This window comes from Streptomyces pactum (assembly GCF_016031615.1).
Lineage (GTDB): Bacteria > Actinomycetota > Actinomycetes > Streptomycetales > Streptomycetaceae > Streptomyces > Streptomyces pactus.
In genome coordinates, this window is sequence record NZ_JACYXC010000001.1 from 7,087,275 (window position 1) to 7,102,272 (window position 14,998).

The 14,998-nt window shown below is 74.7% G+C and carries 15 protein-coding genes; 4 read left to right on the top strand and 11 right to left on the bottom strand.

All coding sequences use genetic code 11. The features are described 5' to 3' along the window. Window positions 1-7: 7 nt before the first annotated feature. The 5 genes from IHE55_RS27980 to acpS are packed head-to-tail and all read right to left on the bottom strand — an operon-like array spanning window position 8 to window position 3,909. Complete coding sequence (locus IHE55_RS27980) at window positions 8-1,357, bottom strand: beta-ketoacyl-[acyl-carrier-protein] synthase family protein (RefSeq protein WP_232265718.1); 1,350 nt, start codon at window positions 1,355-1,357, stop codon at window positions 8-10. After that, on the bottom strand, window positions 1,354-1,737 hold the full coding sequence (locus tag IHE55_RS27985) for a 3-hydroxyacyl-ACP dehydratase FabZ family protein (protein ID WP_197991580.1): 384 nt from the start codon (window positions 1,735-1,737) through the stop codon (window positions 1,354-1,356). The genes IHE55_RS27980 and IHE55_RS27985 overlap by 4 nt, the downstream gene beginning before the upstream one ends. After that, window positions 1,734-3,023, bottom strand: coding sequence for a beta-ketoacyl-[acyl-carrier-protein] synthase family protein (locus IHE55_RS27990; RefSeq protein WP_197991581.1), 1,290 nt, complete (start codon window positions 3,021-3,023; stop codon window positions 1,734-1,736). The genes IHE55_RS27985 and IHE55_RS27990 overlap by 4 nt, the downstream gene beginning before the upstream one ends. After that, complete coding sequence (locus IHE55_RS27995) at window positions 3,020-3,481, bottom strand: hotdog domain-containing protein (RefSeq protein WP_197991582.1); 462 nt, start codon at window positions 3,479-3,481, stop codon at window positions 3,020-3,022. Before IHE55_RS27995 ends, IHE55_RS27990 begins: the two co-directional genes overlap by 4 nt. A 2-nt stretch (window positions 3,482-3,483) precedes the next feature. After that, window positions 3,484-3,909 (bottom strand): holo-ACP synthase, encoded by a 426-nt coding sequence (gene acpS, locus IHE55_RS32830; RefSeq protein ID WP_197991583.1) that lies wholly within the window; start codon window positions 3,907-3,909, stop codon window positions 3,484-3,486. Window positions 3,910-4,481: 572 nt separating this feature from the next. Here acpS and IHE55_RS28005 point away from each other — a divergent pair. Further along, the gene (locus IHE55_RS28005; RefSeq protein ID WP_197991584.1) at window positions 4,482-4,862 is read left to right on the top strand and encodes a helix-turn-helix domain-containing protein; all 381 of its coding nucleotides are present in this window, start codon (window positions 4,482-4,484) and stop codon (window positions 4,860-4,862) included. A 319-nt stretch (window positions 4,863-5,181) separates the two neighbouring features. Beyond that, complete coding sequence (locus IHE55_RS28010) at window positions 5,182-6,261, top strand: methyltransferase domain-containing protein (protein WP_197991585.1); 1,080 nt, start codon at window positions 5,182-5,184, stop codon at window positions 6,259-6,261. Between the two features lie 299 nt (window positions 6,262-6,560). Here the strand turns inward: IHE55_RS28010 and IHE55_RS28015 are convergent, their stop codons facing one another. After that, a complete protein-coding gene (locus tag IHE55_RS28015; RefSeq protein ID WP_197992328.1) occupies window positions 6,561-6,818 on the bottom strand; it encodes a DUF6221 family protein in 258 nt (85 codons plus the stop codon). 167 nt (window positions 6,819-6,985) lie between these two features. Beyond that, entirely contained in the window at window positions 6,986-8,122 is a 1,137-nt protein-coding gene (locus IHE55_RS28020; protein ID WP_197991586.1) for an FAD-dependent oxidoreductase, read from the bottom strand. 278 nt (window positions 8,123-8,400) lie between these two features. On the opposite strand from IHE55_RS28020, the gene IHE55_RS28025 reads away from it, so the two are divergent. Continuing rightward, window positions 8,401-9,006: a TetR/AcrR family transcriptional regulator gene (locus IHE55_RS28025; RefSeq protein WP_232265720.1), complete on the top strand. Its 606-nt coding sequence runs from the start codon at window positions 8,401-8,403 to the stop codon at window positions 9,004-9,006. 274 nt (window positions 9,007-9,280) lie between these two features. Here IHE55_RS28025 and IHE55_RS28030 read toward each other — a convergent pair whose 3' ends face one another. Further along, entirely contained in the window at window positions 9,281-9,679 is a 399-nt protein-coding gene (locus IHE55_RS28030) for a nuclear transport factor 2 family protein (RefSeq protein WP_197991587.1), read from the bottom strand. 84 nt (window positions 9,680-9,763) lie between these two features. Further along, the gene (locus IHE55_RS28035; protein ID WP_197991588.1) at window positions 9,764-10,600 is read right to left on the bottom strand and encodes an EamA family transporter; all 837 of its coding nucleotides are present in this window, start codon (window positions 10,598-10,600) and stop codon (window positions 9,764-9,766) included. Window positions 10,601-10,715: 115 nt separating this feature from the next. On the opposite strand from IHE55_RS28035, the gene IHE55_RS28040 reads away from it, so the two are divergent. Next, window positions 10,716-11,291: a helix-turn-helix domain-containing protein gene (locus IHE55_RS28040; protein WP_197991589.1), complete on the top strand. Its 576-nt coding sequence runs from the start codon at window positions 10,716-10,718 to the stop codon at window positions 11,289-11,291. Window positions 11,292-11,475: 184 nt separating this feature from the next. Here IHE55_RS28040 and IHE55_RS28045 read toward each other — a convergent pair whose 3' ends face one another. Beyond that, entirely contained in the window at window positions 11,476-12,684 is a 1,209-nt protein-coding gene (locus IHE55_RS28045; protein ID WP_197991590.1) for a glycosyltransferase, read from the bottom strand. Window positions 12,685-13,383: 699 nt separating this feature from the next. Continuing rightward, window positions 13,384-14,961: an LLM class flavin-dependent oxidoreductase gene (locus tag IHE55_RS31880; RefSeq protein WP_232265721.1), complete on the bottom strand. Its 1,578-nt coding sequence runs from the start codon at window positions 14,959-14,961 to the stop codon at window positions 13,384-13,386. Between the last annotated feature and the right edge of the window lie 37 nt (window positions 14,962-14,998).

Below are 14,998 nucleotides of genomic sequence, written 5' to 3' on the forward strand. Positions count from 1 at the left end.
TCCCCCTTCACGCCTGCCGGCCGGGCGCGCTCAGCACGAGCGCCGCCTGTTGTCCTTCCAGGCCGCGGCCGATCGCCACGGCGTGCCGCACCCTCGCCTCGCGGGCCGAGCCGGCCACCCAGTCCATCCCCGCGCACTGCGGATCGAGGTCGTCCAGGCCGAGCGTGGGTGGCAGCGCCCCGGAGTCGATCGCCATCGCGCAGACCGCCGCGTTGAGCGCGCCCGCCCCCGCCACCAGGTGGCCCGCCGCGGGCTTCACGCTGCCCGCCGCCGTGCCCCCGTCCGCACCGAACACACGGGTCAGCGCCCGCGCCTCGGTCACATCGCCGAGCCGTGTGGCGCAGCCGTGCGCGGCCACGTAGTCCACCTCCCCGGCCGCCACCCGCGCCTGGCGCAGCGCCGTGCGCACCGCCGCCGCCAGCGGCTCTCCCGCCGGGTGCGGGGTGACCAGCTCCGGGTCCTGCGCGGCGCCGAAACCCCGCACCTGCGCGAGGATCCGCGCACCGCGCCGCGAGGCGGCCTCCCACTCCTCCAGGACCAGGAAGGCGGCGCCGTCGCCGAGCACGGACCCGCTGCGCTCCCGGTCGTACGGGCGGAAGGCGGCGGCGCCGGCCGCGTTGCGGGTGGTGAGCACGCCCAGGCCGTCCATCTTGGTCATCACCCACCAGGACGCGGCGTCGTCGAAACCGCCGGCGACCGCCACGTCGGACTCACCGCCGGCGATGGAGCGGAAGGCACGGCCCAGGGCGGTGAGCCCGGCGTCGGCGGTGCCGTGGTAGTAGCAGTTGGCGCCCTTGAAGCCGTGCGCGTGCGACAGGTGGAACAGCGACGCCGACTGCAGTCCCTCCACGAAGTACAGCGGGTAGAACGCCGAGGAGGCGCGCTCGCCGAGCTGCCGCAGGTCCGCCGTGCCGTCCTCGCGCCGCGCCGCCAGCGAGCCGTTCAGCAGGTGTTCCGGGCGGGAGATCTCCTTGTTGCCGCCGACGAACATCCCGGCGCGCTCCGGGTCGTACCCGGCCTCCGCCAGGTCGAGCGCGGCGTCCTCGACGGCCAGCGCGGCGCCGGCGATCGCCAGCTGGTCGTTGCGCGTGGTCATCCGCAGCGCCTTGCGCGGGGCGTACCGCTCGGCCCGGAAGTCCGGCAGCTCGGCGGCGAGCCGGGTGGCCAGCGACGCCGGGTCGTACGCCGTGACGGGACCGATGGCGCTGCGCCCGTCGAGCAGCCCCCGCCAGGTCTCCGCCCGCCCCTCGCCGAGCCCGGTGAGCACCCCGACGCCGGTGACGGCGACCCGCCGCACCGGGCCGGCCGTGCGCGCGGTGCCGCCGCCGGGGCGGCCACCGCCGTGGACCACGTTCATGCGGCCACCTCCACCGCTGCCAGGCGCAGTTCGCGCACCGTGGTGACGTCCCGCGGCCCGACGGAGGCCACCGCCCGCACGGTCACCGCGTCCCCGGCGTCCTCGGTGACGGTCGCCGTGAACACCAGCCGGTCGCCCGGGCACGCGAAGTGCCGGTAACGGACGCGGCGCACCCGGACCGGCTTCCAGCGGGTGCCCGGCGGCGGCTCGGGGGCGGCCAGCCGGGCGGCCCCGACCAGGTCGTCCAGGATCAGCACCCCCGGGAGCACCGGGAAGCGCGGGAAGTGGGTGGCGAAGACCCCCAGGGTGTGCGTGACATGGCGGGCGGCGACGGCGCGCCGGCCCGGTTCCACCTCGATGACCTCGTCGAACGCCGTCATGCCGGACTCCCTTCCGGTCGCGGGTCGCGGACCACGAAGCAGGCGTTGGTGCCGCCGAACGCGAAGGCGTTGACCAGGGCGGCGCGCACCGGGCGGCGGACCGCCGTGTTCGGCACGTAGTCCAGGCCCAGCTTGGGGTCCGGGTGGTCCAGGTTGATCGTCGGCGGCACCACGCCCTCCCGGAGGGCCCCGAGCGCCGCGATCAGGTTGACCCCGGCCGCCGCCGACGTCAGGTGCCCGGTCATGGACTTGGGCGAGGAGACGCAGAGCCGCTCGGCGTGCGTGCCGAAGAGCTTCCTGATGGCCGTGGTCTCGCTGGCGTCGTTGCCGGGCGTGGAGGTGCCGTGCGCCGCGATGTAGTCGATGCCGTCCGGGCCGAGGCCCGACTCGGCGACCGCGTCCCGCATCGCGGCGAGCGCGCCACCGCCGTCCGGCGGCGAATCGGTGATCCGGTAGGCGTTCAGCGATGAGCCGTAGCCGACGACCTCCGCGTGGATCCGGGCGCCCCGGGCCACCGCGCTGTCCCACTCCTCCAGGGTCACCACGACCGCGCCCTCACCCAGCACGAAGCCCGAGCGGTCCGCGTCGAAGGGGCGCGAGGCCCGCTCCGGCTCGTCGTTCCAGCGGTCGGTGACCGCGCCGAGCAGCGCGAACCCCAGCACGTCCATCCAGGTGGTCAGCGCGTCGAACCCGCCGGCCAGCACCTGGACGCACTCACCGTCCTGGACCCGCCGGTAGGCCTCGCCGATCGCGTGCGCGGCGCCCGCACAGGCCGTCGAGACGCTGACCACCGGGCCCCGGCAGTCACCCGCGCGGGCGACCGCCGCGACCCCGACGTTCTGGTTGCGCAGCAGCACGTCCCCGGGGGCCTGGCGGTACAGGTCGCGGAAGCCGCTGGTGCTCAGCTGGTGCGACATGTCGACCAGCTCCTGGAGACCGGGCCGGCCGACGGTGCCGGCGACCACCGCGCCCCGGTCGTACGGGTCCGCGGCGTGCCAGCCACCGCCCGCGTCGGCCACCGCCTCACGCGCCGCCGCCAGCGCGAACAGCGCGGCCCGGGACAGGTGGCGGCGCTCCCGGGCGCTCCCCGCCGCCTCCGGGTCGAACCCCTCGACCTGGCCCGCGATCCGCACCGGGAACGTCGAGGCGTCGAACGTCTCCAGGGCGCGCACACCGCTGCGCCCGGCCACCAGCCCCTGCCAGGTGTCCGCCGCGGTGGTGCCCAGCGGGGTGACCGCGCCGACGCCGGTGACCGCGACCCGTCTGCGGCCCGCCCGCGCGCTCACCGGGCGCCACCCGCCACCGGCTCGCGGGTGAGCCGGGCCAGCATCCGGCGGGTCTCCTCGGGATCCTCCAGGTCCTCGGCCGGCAGCAGCGCGCACATCACGGCGTCGGCCTCCATCACCAGGCGCCCGTTCACCGAGGCGGTGCCGGAGAGGACCGCGGTCTCGTCGCCCATCGACTCCACCGCCCCGTCCAGTACCAGCACGTCCCCGGGCCGGACCGGGCCGTGGAAGGCGACACCGTCCACGGAGAGCAGCGCGGCCCGCCGCCGCACGTCGGTGGTGGCGATGATCAGCCAGGTGCCGGCCTGGCACAGCGCCTCCAGGACCAGCGGCTCGGGCATTTCGGGCCCGTCGCCCTCGTCCCGCCAGAAGTCCTCCCACCAGGAGGTCAGTTTGCGGGCCCGGATGGTGCGCCCGGGGGTCCAGGCGTCGATTCGGTCGATCAGATGGAAACGCATCGTCATCCTTCGGCTGGTTCGTCTGATACGGCTGACGCGCCGGGGGCGTCCAGCACCAGCACGGCGTGGGCCACGGCGTACTCGCCGCTGTGCGAGAGCGAGACCTCCACCGAGGAGGCCCCGGCCCGCTCGGCCCGCGCCCCCGCCCCGCCGGACAGCCGGACCAGCGGGCGGCCGAGCGGGGTGTGCACCACCTCGACGTCGTGCCACCGCGTGCCGGGGCCCAGCCCGGTGCCGAGCGCCTTCAGCACCGCCTCCTTGGCCGCGAACCGCGCCGCGAGATGGGCCGTCCGGTTCCGCTTGCCCGCGCAGTAGGCGCGCTCGCGCCCGGTGAAGATGTCCCGTTCCGCCTCGGGGTTCTCCCGCAGCAGCCGCTCCACCCGGTCCACCCGCACCAGGTCCACCCCGACCGCGATCCGTTGCGCCACCGTTCCTCCGCCGTCGTCGTCCGCCCCGCCGTCCGGCCGTTTCGTCACAGCCGTCCGGGGTCCGGGCACTGCACACGAGATCCGGCACGGGGCACGCGGGATACACCGCGGGGCGGAGCGCCACCCGGCGGTGCGGGCGGCCGGGTGCCGCCCGGCGGGCGGCGAGGGGAAGCCGCCGGCCCGGCGGTCGCGGGGGCGGGCAGGGCGCGGGTCTTCCCTTCCGCTGGGCCCCCGGTGCCCCGCCCGCCCCCGACACGCGTCAGCGCGCGAGCGGGCCCGTCGAGGCCGCGTGAGGTGGGGAGAGAGCGAGACCAGCAACGGGCGCGACGGTCGGGGGTGGGCCGCCTGCCGGCCAGAGCCGGGGGAGTACCCGACGGAGGTCAGCAACCGTACCGAGGTGCGGTGTGACCATGCCCCCCGCCCCGGTCCGACGCCGGGCGAAGGCGTCCGTCGTTCCCCGGGGCACACACCACGAGGGCCCCCGCCAGGGGTGGGGGCCGCCGCTTGTCCTTACCCCTGGAGCCGACCAGGAGTAGCGTTGTGCGTGGTGAGATCAGAACGGGAGCACCAGCATGCCCTTGGATCCCGAAGAGCACATCGGCGCACGAATCACCGACTATCGGAAGCTGCGTCAGATGACGCAGACAGCCCTTGCCCAGCGCGCTTTTCTCTCCCGCGGGTGCATTGCGAAAGTGGAGAGGGGCCTGGCGCCGGCCACCCCGAGTGTGGTCGCCGCGGTTGCGCGGGTCCTGCAGGTCGATGTCGCCGCGCTGACTGGCCAGCCGTACACCCCCGAGCTGGAGCAGGACCGCCTCGACCGGCTCATCAGGCCGCTGTCGGACGCCCTCGACATGTATGACCTCGGACCCGACCCGGAGGTCGTACCCCGCCCGCTCGAACAGATGGAGCAGGACGTGCGCTCCCTCCCATTCCCCGGGACGGTGACTGCCTGACCGACGCCCGGACGTTGCTCACCGCGCTGCGCCGGGCCGGGCGACCCGTCCCCGGGACCGGCGGCACCTCCCGCCGCCGGTCCCCCAGACCCCCGCTCCGGCCGCTCCCGACGGTGAGGACGGCCGGCCGGAGCGGGCCTGCAAGCACACGACGGCGCAGCGAGGGGAAGGACCCCAGCGCCGACATCACAGGAGGTGTACGTGTTACTGACAGGCAAGCACAAGGGCGACCCGGCCCCGATCAAGCCCTGGACGCCCCCTGCCGCCGCCCCCCGCCGGACGGCACCCCGCCCCCCGAAGCAGAAGTGAGGACGGCACTGTGACTCACTGGCCGCAGCGCCAGGCCGCGCTCCTGGACGCCCTCGCGGCGTCCGGGGCGCTGCCCTCCGACTGGCGCCCCGCGTTCGAGGCAGTGCCCCGGCACCAGTTCATCCCCCAGGAGGTGTGGAGGCAGGAGGCCAGTTGCGTCCCGGTCGAGGCCGGAGACGAGTGGTGGTCGCTGGTCTACAGCGACACCCCGATCGTCACGCAACTGGACGACGGCCGCCCCGGCGGGCCAGGGATCGCCACCTCCTCCAACTCCAAGCCGTCGCTGGTGGCCCGGATGCTCGGTGCGCTCGACGTCACCGAGGGGCACCGTGTGCTGGAGATCGGCACCGGGACCGGTTGGAACGCCGCGCTGCTGTCCGCCCGGCTGGGCAGCCGGCGCGTGACGACCGTCGAGGTGGACCAGGACGTGGCCGCCGAGGCCGAGAAGGCGATCCGCTCGGCGGGGTACAGCCCCCGCGTGGTCCATGCGGACGGGGAGCAGGGATTCGCCGACGACGCCCCCTACAACCGTGTCATCGCCACATGTTCGGTCCGCCGCGTCCCGCCCGCCTGGATCGAGCAGACCGCCCCCGGCGGGTTCATCCTCGCGCCTCTCGGCCTGGACTTCTGGTCCGGCGCGCTCCTGCGCCTGCGGGTGGCCGACGGCACCGCCCAGGGCCGGGCCGTCGGCGGCGTGCAGTTCATGCCGATGCGGTCCCACCGCCCTGCCCAGGACGCCCCGGTGGACGACTCGACCGCGCGGCCGAGCCCCGGGGCTCTGGTGCCCGAGACTCTGGCGAGCCTCGGTTTCGCCTTGTACGCCAGCGCGCGCCTTCCCGGTATCGCGATGACCCAGGGCCAACACGACGGCGTCCCGCAGGTCTGGCTGTGGGACCGGCAGGGGTCGGCGGCAACCGTGACCGACCGCGAGGTATGGCAGTACGGTCCGCGGGACCTGTGGGACGAGGTCACCGAGGTGCATGCCGTCTACATCCGGGCCGGCGCCCCCGCGGCCGAGGAGTTCGGCGTGACAGTGGACTCCGGTGGCCAGCGCCTGTGGCTGCGGTCACCGGAGCATCCGGTCGTCTGAGAAGGTCCCGGCCCCGCCCGTGCGCTCTGCGTGGCGCCGGGCGGGGCCTCTCTCCGCCCGGAAAACCTCCTCGCGCCCGCCCGCGGAACACCCCCGCCTGCGCGGGGACCACCCTTCGTGGCCTGCGGTATCACGCCGACTTTGCAAGTCCTTGCTTCTCCCCGATCCCACCGCCACAGGTGCATGGTGCCAGAGCACGAGCCGCGCACGAGGGCGGACTCGGCGATCGGGACAACGCTGCGGCGCGCGAGGCTCACGGTCGGCCCGCCGAGCCGTCGGCGCGTAGCGGCAAGCACGGGCTACGGCCGCCATTCCCCGCGGTAGGCGGGGTGCTGGTCGTATGCCTGGGCGAGGACCCGCAGGGCGTAGGCCAGGCCGACCCGGCGGGAGTCCGAAGGATCCATGGCCTGGTAGTCGCGTGCCAGTTGCTCGGTCAGGTCGAGCATGGGGAGATGGCTGTCGAGAAGGGCCTCGCCGCCCAGGGTGTCGGCCACGTAGGCGTAGGCGTGGTTGTCGTCCGTGATGCGTGCGACGAGGAAGTCCGGAAGATCGTCCATGCGGTCATCCTCGCGGGCACGGCGCTTCAGCGGCCATGCGGCCATGCGGCCATGCGGCCGTGCGGCCATCGGTCATGCGACTACGCCGCTATGCGACTACGCCGCCCTGCGGCTTCCGGGCGACCACGGCGGCGAGGCGGAGCGCGAAGCGCGGCCCGCCGCACGGGTCAGCGGCTCCCGGCCTCGGTGGCGAAGTCCGGCAGGTCGGTGGAGAGCAGTTCCTCCGCGCCGCCGTCGAGGCGCTTCTGCATCTCGGCGGCACGCGGCAGCATGGTCTGTTCGTACGCACGGACCGCGTCGTCGACCTTGTCGTGGTTCGCCAGGGCGAGAGCGAGGTCGCAGGCGTCGAGCATGGCGAGGTTCACGCCGACGCCGAGCGGCGGCATCAGGTGTGCGGCGTCTCCCAGCAGGGTGACGGTCGGGTTGTGCTGCCAGGTGTGCGGCACCGGCAGCGCGTAGATGGGCCGGTCGACGTACCGGCCGTCGTTGTCGGTGAGCATCCGGCGGAACCGGGGGGACCAGTCCGTGAACCGGTCGAGGAGGCGGGCGCGGATCTTGTCGGTCTGCTCGATGGTCAGACCTGCGCGCGTGATCCAGTCGGCGGCCTCGCGCTGGATGATGTAGACGCGGATGTGGCCGCCGCCGTTGCGCTGGGCGAACAGGCAGCGGTCTCCGTCGGCCGCCGCGGCGCTGCCCTGACCGACGAACGCGGCGATGTCGGGGTGGGCGTTCTCGACGTCGTGGAACCACGCTTCCAGGAAGCTGACGCCGCTGTACCGCGGCGTGGCGTCGGAGAGGGCGCGGCGGACCGTGGACCAGGCGCCGTCGGCGCCGATGACGAGGTCGGCCTCGGTGACGGTGCCGTCGGCGAAGCGCAGTCGCCGAGGCCCGGCGGCTGGCCCCTCCACGGCGCGCAGGGTGTGGCCCCAGCGCACGGTGCCGGGTTCCAGAGAGGCCAGGAGGAGGTCGCGCAGCACCCCGCGATCGATCTCGGGCTTGAAGCGTTCGCCTTCCTCCGGCGTGTGGTGGAAGAGCACGGTGCCCGCCGGGTCCAGCTGGCGCATCTCCTGTCCTTCGGGGCGGGAGAGGCGGTGGAAGTCGTCCAGCAGTCCGGCCTCGCGCAGGGCCAGTTGGCCGTTGTCCTCGTGCAGGTCCAGGGTGCCGCCCTGGTCACGCGCGCCGGGGCCGGGGTCGCGGTCGTGGACGGTGACGGGGAGGCCGTGACGTTGCAGGACCCGCGCGCAGGTCAGGCCGCCGGGACCGGCGCCGATGATCGCGATGCGCGGCGTGGGGGTGGTGGGCATGGTGAGGCTCCGTTGTGGTGGGACGGCGGGGTGAACTGTGGGGTGGAGCGGCGGAGTCCGGCCGACGGTCGGCCGGCCACGGGCCGGGTCCCCGGCCCCGGGTCGGGCAGGGAGGCGGCGCGGTCACCGGCATGACGGATCGCCCCTTCCGGGCTCGGAGATGCCGGGAGACGGCGGACGGGACGCGCCCCGCTCCACGCCACCAGAAGAGCACACTCGTTCAATAAGTGCAACGGATACACTTTTTGAGTCGGGCAACCCACGGGTATGGTGGCTCCATGACCAGCACCGAGGCCGGTACGGCGAAGGCGCCCATGGGCCGCCGGGAGCGCAAGAAGGCCGCGACCCGCCAGGCCATCGCGGACGCCGCGCTGCGCCTGTTCCTGGAACGCGGCTACGACGACGTCGGCATCCGGGAGATCGCGGACGCCGCCGACGTGTCCACCACCACGTTGTTCAAGCACTTCCCGGTCAAGGAAGCACTCGTCTTCGACGAGGACGCGGACCAGGAGTCCCGGCTGCTCGCGGCCGTGCGGGAACGTCCCGCCGGGCAGTCCGTGCCCGCGGCGCTACGGGAGCACGCGCTGCGTCACCGCATGGCCGCCGCGAACGGCGACGCCCGCTTCGCCGCCTTCTCCGACCTGGTCGAGCGCACCCCGGCCCTGCGGGACTACGCCCAGAACATGTGGCTGCGTCACACCGCCGCCCTGGCGGCGGTCATCGCCGAGGACCGCGGACTGCCCGAGGACGATCCCGCCTGCGCCGCGCTGGCGCACTTCGCCCTCGAAGCGCCCCGCGTCGCCCAGGGCCATGCCGACCCCCGGGCGGCGGTCACCCGCGCCTTCGAACTCCTCGAACACGGGTGGCACGCCATCGGCACCTGAACGGGCGGCCGCCGGGTGACCCCGGTCCGGCGTCACGGCACAGCGTCACGGCGCCCGGCGTCACGGCATGGTTCCGGACGCGGCCGGGCCCGCCCGTACGCACTAACGGGCACGGGCACGGGCACGGGCACGGACACGGGCACGGGACGGCGGCGTCCGGCCGGGAAGCCGGCTGTGCGACGGGGGCTCGTCGGTCCGCGTCGCCCGTGCCGGACCCCCGGGCCGCCCCCACGTGCGCCGTCACCGTGTGGCCCGGACCCCGGGGCCGATGCGGTCAGGGCCGGTCGTGCCAGGCGAACGCCGAGATGCGCCAGCCCTCCGGGGTGCGGACGAACTGGATGGTCTTGGTCCCGCCGCCCTCGAACGGCTCACCGTCAAGGACCCCGGACTTGCGGTACTCGCCGAACCGCGACGCGATGCCGTCGGCGATCTCGGTCCGCTCGGAGGTCTCCCACTCGGAGAACTCGACCAGCCGGCCGTCGTTCAGCAGCCGCCGGCGGGGCTCGATGAATTCCTCCACGGTGTAGACCCTGAATTCCGGGCCGGTCACGACGATCACGCCGCCCGGGAGGACCAGCCGGCGGAGCCGGGCCACATCGGCCTCCTTGCCGCCGCGGTTGTCGAAGGCCCCGAAGAACTCGGCGGTCACCCTGTCTATCTCGATCTTGGACATGGGCGCGACGGTAACACCGGGGGATGCCGGACCTCGTCGGCCCCGGCAGCGCGATGCGTCCGCGCCCGTCCGGGCCCGAGGGGGTCAGGTGAGGGCGAGGAGGCCGACGGCGACGGCGGCGGTGCCCAGGCCGACCAGCTGGCCGCGGTGGATCCGCTCGGCCAGCACGCCGCGGGCGAGCAGCACGGTGCCGGCCGGGTACAGGGCGGTGATCACGGCGACGACGGCCAGGTCGCCGCTGCGGGCGGCGAGCAGGAAGAGCAGGTTGGCCAGGGAGTCCAGTACGCCGGCCGTCGCGGACATCGCGTACGCGGGTTTCTCCGTGCCCAGCCGGCGGTACATCAGCCCGGCCGCGGCGAGGGTGACCGCCGAGGACACGGCCCGGCCGGTGATCAGCGGGCCGACGCCGCTGTCGGAGGGCGCCTGGTGGAGGAAGACCAGTTGCAGGGCGATGGCGGCCCCGGCGCCGAGGGCCATCAGCAGCGCGGTTCGCGACGGGCGGGTGCCGCCGGCGCCGTGTCCGGCGCTGACCAGCACCACCGCCGCCAGTGCCAGGGGCAGGCCGATCAGCCCGGCCGGACCCAGGTCCTCACCCTGCAGCAGCCCGACGGCCACCGGCAGCATGGCCGAGACCAGCGCCGTGACCGGCGACAGCACGTTCATCGGCCCGATCGCCAGGGTGCGGTAGAGCAGCGCGAACGCGGCAGCCGACGCCACGCCGGACGCCGCGCCCCAGCCGAGGGTCGCGGAGCCGAAGGAGGCGCCGAGGAAGGGCCACAGCAGCAGTTCGACGGTGAGTGAGGCCGGGGCGGCGATCATCACGGTGCGCAGGACGTGGGCCTTGCGGGCGCCGAGACCGCCGAGGAAGTCGGCGCATCCGTAGGCCAGGGAACTGCCCAGGGCCAGCAGCAGAGCGATCACGGGTACATCCCTTACTATCAATGGAACGACCACACCGTACAGCGCACCGACCGGAAGTCGTCAACAGAACGACCATGTGGTGCATTGCACTGACCCATCTGTGGAGGGTGAAGCGATGGCCGAGACCGAGGCGGCACTGCGGACGCTCGCGCACAACGTCCGCGCGGCCCGGACCCGCGCCGGGCTCTCCCTGGACGAACTCGGCCGCCGCGCCAAGGTCAGCAAGGGCGCACTGGTCGGCCTGGAGAAGGCCCAGGGCAACCCCAACTTCGCCACCCTGGTGCGGCTCGCCGACACCCTGGGCGTCTCGGTGTCCGCGCTGCTGGAAGGGCCGTCCGAAGGCCGCGTCCGCGTGGTGTCCGCCGACGCCGTCATGCCCCTGTGGACCGGCGCCGAGGGCGGCGAGGCCCGGCTCATGCTGACCACCTCGGGGCCGTCCCCGGTCGAGGTCTGGCGCTGGCGGCTGGAACCGGGCGAGGAGTACCCCAGCCACCCGCACCAGGCCGGCGTGGTGGAGACCGTCAGCGTCACCGCCGGACGGATGGTGCTCGTCGTGGACGGCACCGAGCACCCCGTCGAGGCCGGGCAGACCGCCACGTTCGACGGCGACGCCCCCCACACCTACCGCGGCTCTGGCACCGGGACCTGCCACCTGATCATGACCGTCCACCTGCCCCCCGGCCCGGCGTAGCGCCGGCGCGGGCCGGGGCGAAGCCGTGCAGGCATCGGTGGATGATCAACGCTGCGGACCTGGTCGGCGCGCGCCTGCTCAAGGTGACGACGCGGTGGACCGCCTCGCGGAGCACCGCATCCGCCCTCCGCCGCCCGCCCCGACGGCCGACCGTGCTGACCGGCGTCCGGGTATTGGCGAGGCGTCAGAGCAGTCCTTCCAGGTCCGTGACGGCCCGGTCGATCTCCGGGAGCGCCAGCATGGCCAGCCGGGCCGCGCGTGCCCTGGCGCCGACGGCCGGATCGGCGAGCACCTCCCGTACGGCCGTGGCGATGCCCTCCGGCGTCCGGTCGGTGACCTCCCGGCCGAGCCCGAGTTCCTGGACGCGGCACGCGTTGCCCAACTGGTCGCCGAACTGCGGGATCACGGCCATGGGGGTGGCCGTGCGCAGCGCCTCCCGGATGCTGTTGAAGCCGCCGTGGGTGAGGAACAGGTCGACGGACTCCAGGAGCAGCGGCTGCGGCACCCGGTCGGTGACGTGCACGTGCCGGGGGAGGCCGTCGGCCTCCACCGGGATGCCCGAGGTGGAGACGATGACGGTGCACTCCTCCAGCCGCGACGCCGCGGTGATCATCGAGCGCAGCGTCCGGACGGAGTCCGGCATCGGCAGGTGCATCGCGTCGCCTCCGGCCGCCGCCTCCCGGAGCATCGGCAGCGCGGTGCCGAGGGCGGCGAGAACCAGGGGGCGGTCGGTGGGCAGGTCCGCGATCCACCGGGGCAGGACCGAGCCGCGGTCCACGGCCACGCTCTGCCGGTAGGACCAGGAGGGCGGCAGGTGCCGGGCGAACGAGAAGGCCGCCGGCACACAGTCGATGCGCCCGTGCGGAACGATGGACAGGGGGTCCCCCAGGACGGGCAGCCCCAGCTCCGCACGCAGACCGTTGAGGCCGGGCAGCACCTCGGCGGGGTCGATCAGGTTGGTGCTGCCGGAGGGGGTGGGCAGCTGCGGGACCCCCAGCTCCTCGGAGATCAGGCAGGAGGCGAGGTCCGCGCCGTCGCGCAGGATGAGCCCGGGGCGGAACTCGCGGGCCACCGGTAGGAGACACTCCCGCAGCTTCCCGGCCATCGGGCCGGCCATGGCCAGGGGCAGGATGCGCTCCATGACCTCCCGTGTCACCTCGCCGTCCGGGCCGCGGCGGCCCGCCTGTTCGAGCACCTGGGGGGTGATGAAGGTGTGCAGGTGGAACTCGCCCATGGCCGGGGTCACCCGGACGTCGTCCTTCCCGAAGACGGAGGCGATCTCCGGGGTGGTGGCCACGAGCACCTCGTGACCGGCCGCCGCGAGGGCTCGCGCCAGGGGTAACTGGGCGCGGCCGTGGGAGGGGCTGCCGAGGGTGGTGAACAGTACGCGCACGTCAGGCCTTTCTGCCGGGGACCGGAGGGAGGGACAGGGGAGCGGCGTGGCCGGCGCCCCCGCCGGAGCGGCCGACGCCCTCCCCGGACGGCCCGGTCCCGCCGGGCCGTCCGGGACGCCCGCCACAGCCGCTCGGCCTTGCCCGCGCCGGCCTCCGCGCACGTCAGCCGGCGGCCGAGGGAGACGGGGCGGGTCCGGTGGTCGGCACGGCGTGACCGGGTTCCGGTGACAGCGGCGTTGCGGAGGGCCAAGGGACCACCGGTTCCTCTCGTGAGGGCGTCGGTGCGGGCGCCCCGCGGGGTGACGTCGCCGTGGGGACCGTGCCTCACCCGGGCCCGGCGTGGCGGGTGGGCGGGCGCCGGCAGTGACGGCCCTGCCCGCACGCTACGTTGACCGCCGCGGCCGTTGTCAACGCTCCATGGGATCGGCCGACCGGTTCCGGACAGGCCGCCCGGTACCGGGGGACCGGGCCCGCCGGCGATGCGGCGGCACGCCGGCGTCCGGACGGCCGGCGACCCGGCTCGACGTCCGCACGGCTCGGCGAGCCCCGTACTGCGGCGGGGGGAGGGTCGGGCCGGCGGTGCGGCCTGCCGGGTCCGGGAACGCGTCCGCGTCCGCCTTCCGGCTCCCGCACCGCCGCCTGTCCCGTTCGCCTCCCGGGGACGCCCTCCCGGGGCGCCCCCGGCCGCCCGGCCCGGGTCAGCCCTCCCGGGACCGGCCGCACGCGGCAGCGGGGTCGTCGCCGTCCCCCTCCGCGGTCGGCGTTCCGTAGCGCCGGTGCAGGTAGAGGAGTGGCGCGCGGGAGCCGTCGGCGCACGGCAGGCGGACACCGGTCACCCCGGCGATGATCAGCGTGTGATCGGCGACCTCCACCTCGCCGGTCCTACGACACGTCAGGATGGCGGCGCTGCCCTCCAGCTCCGGTCCCGCGCCGTGCGGGGACGGCCGGTGGCCCACCCCGGCGAAGCCCTCGGCACCGGGGGCGCGGCGCCGGGTGAAGTGCTCGGCGAGGGCGCGCTGCCCGGTGGTGAGGATGTTCACGGTGAAGTGGCCGGTCTCCTGGATGACGGCCATGGTGCGGCTGCCCCGCTTCAGGGAGACCAGCAGGGTGGGCGGGTCGAGCGACACCGACAGCAGCGAGTTGGCCGTCATGCCGTGCGGGCCCCGGGAGCCCTGGGTGGTGACGATTGCGACCCCGGTCGCCCAGTGGCGCATCGCGTCGCGGAACGTGCCGGGTTCCGACCGGTCCTCGGTAACGCCGCAGTCTTCCGGGGTGAGCGCGGTCACCACGCGGGCTCCGAGGGCGCCGCGGACACCAGGGCGGGGAAGTGCGGTACGACCTCTTCGGCGAGCTGCGCCACCACCTCCGCCGCCGGGCGCCTGCCGTGCTGGACACCGAGCGCGGCGTGGTTCACCCCGGCGTCCCGCCAGCGGCCGAGCAGGTCCAGGAGCCCCTGCGTGCCCGTCCGCAGGACGAAACCGCCACGCAGCGGGGGTGGGCGGGCGACCGGGGTCTTCGTCCAGGTCGATCCACTCGTTGGTCGCGACCGGGCGGAACCCCCCTCCGGGGACCAGCGCCCGCCACGCCTCGATCTTGCGTCCGAGGGTCCGCGGGCCCTCGGGGGCGGAGGTGTTCCCCGGGTAGACCAGCCACCCGTCCGCGTGCTCGGCGATCCAGTCCGGGGACTGCTGCGAGGAGCCGGTGACCAGGAGCGGAACGCGGCCGTGCACCGGCCTGGGCAGCAACTCGGCCCCGCCGGCGCCGGCCGGCCGCTCCCCGTCCAGCAGTCGGCGGAACGCCCCGACGGCCTCCCGGTAGCGGGCGCCGCGCGCCGCGTGGTCGAGGCCGTACGCCGGGAACTCCACCGGACGGTCCCCGGACGCCATGCCGAGGACCAGCCGGCCCCCGCTCAGGTGGTCCACGGAGGCCGCCTGTTTGGCGAGGTCGATGGGGTGCCGCAGCGGGAAGATCACGCTGCCCGCGGCGAGGCTGATCCGGGAGGTGTGGGCCGCGAGCCAGGTGAGGGCAGTCCAGGGGTCGTACACCTGTCCGACGTCGCCGAACCCGGGGTCGGCCAGCGGTACGTCCCGGACCCAGGCGGCCGCGAACCCCTGGCGGTCGGCCTGCCGGACGATCTCCGTCTGCCCGCGCAGGCCCGCCATGTCTCCGGCGTAGGGCCACAGGGGCAGGAACAGCCCCACGGTCAGCTCGCCCGGGGCGAACATGCGTCCATAACCGGGATGGCTGCCCCAGGACGCCTGTAACGCTGCGCTCATCGATACCGCCCATCAGTCTGGTTGGAACGTTCGATCC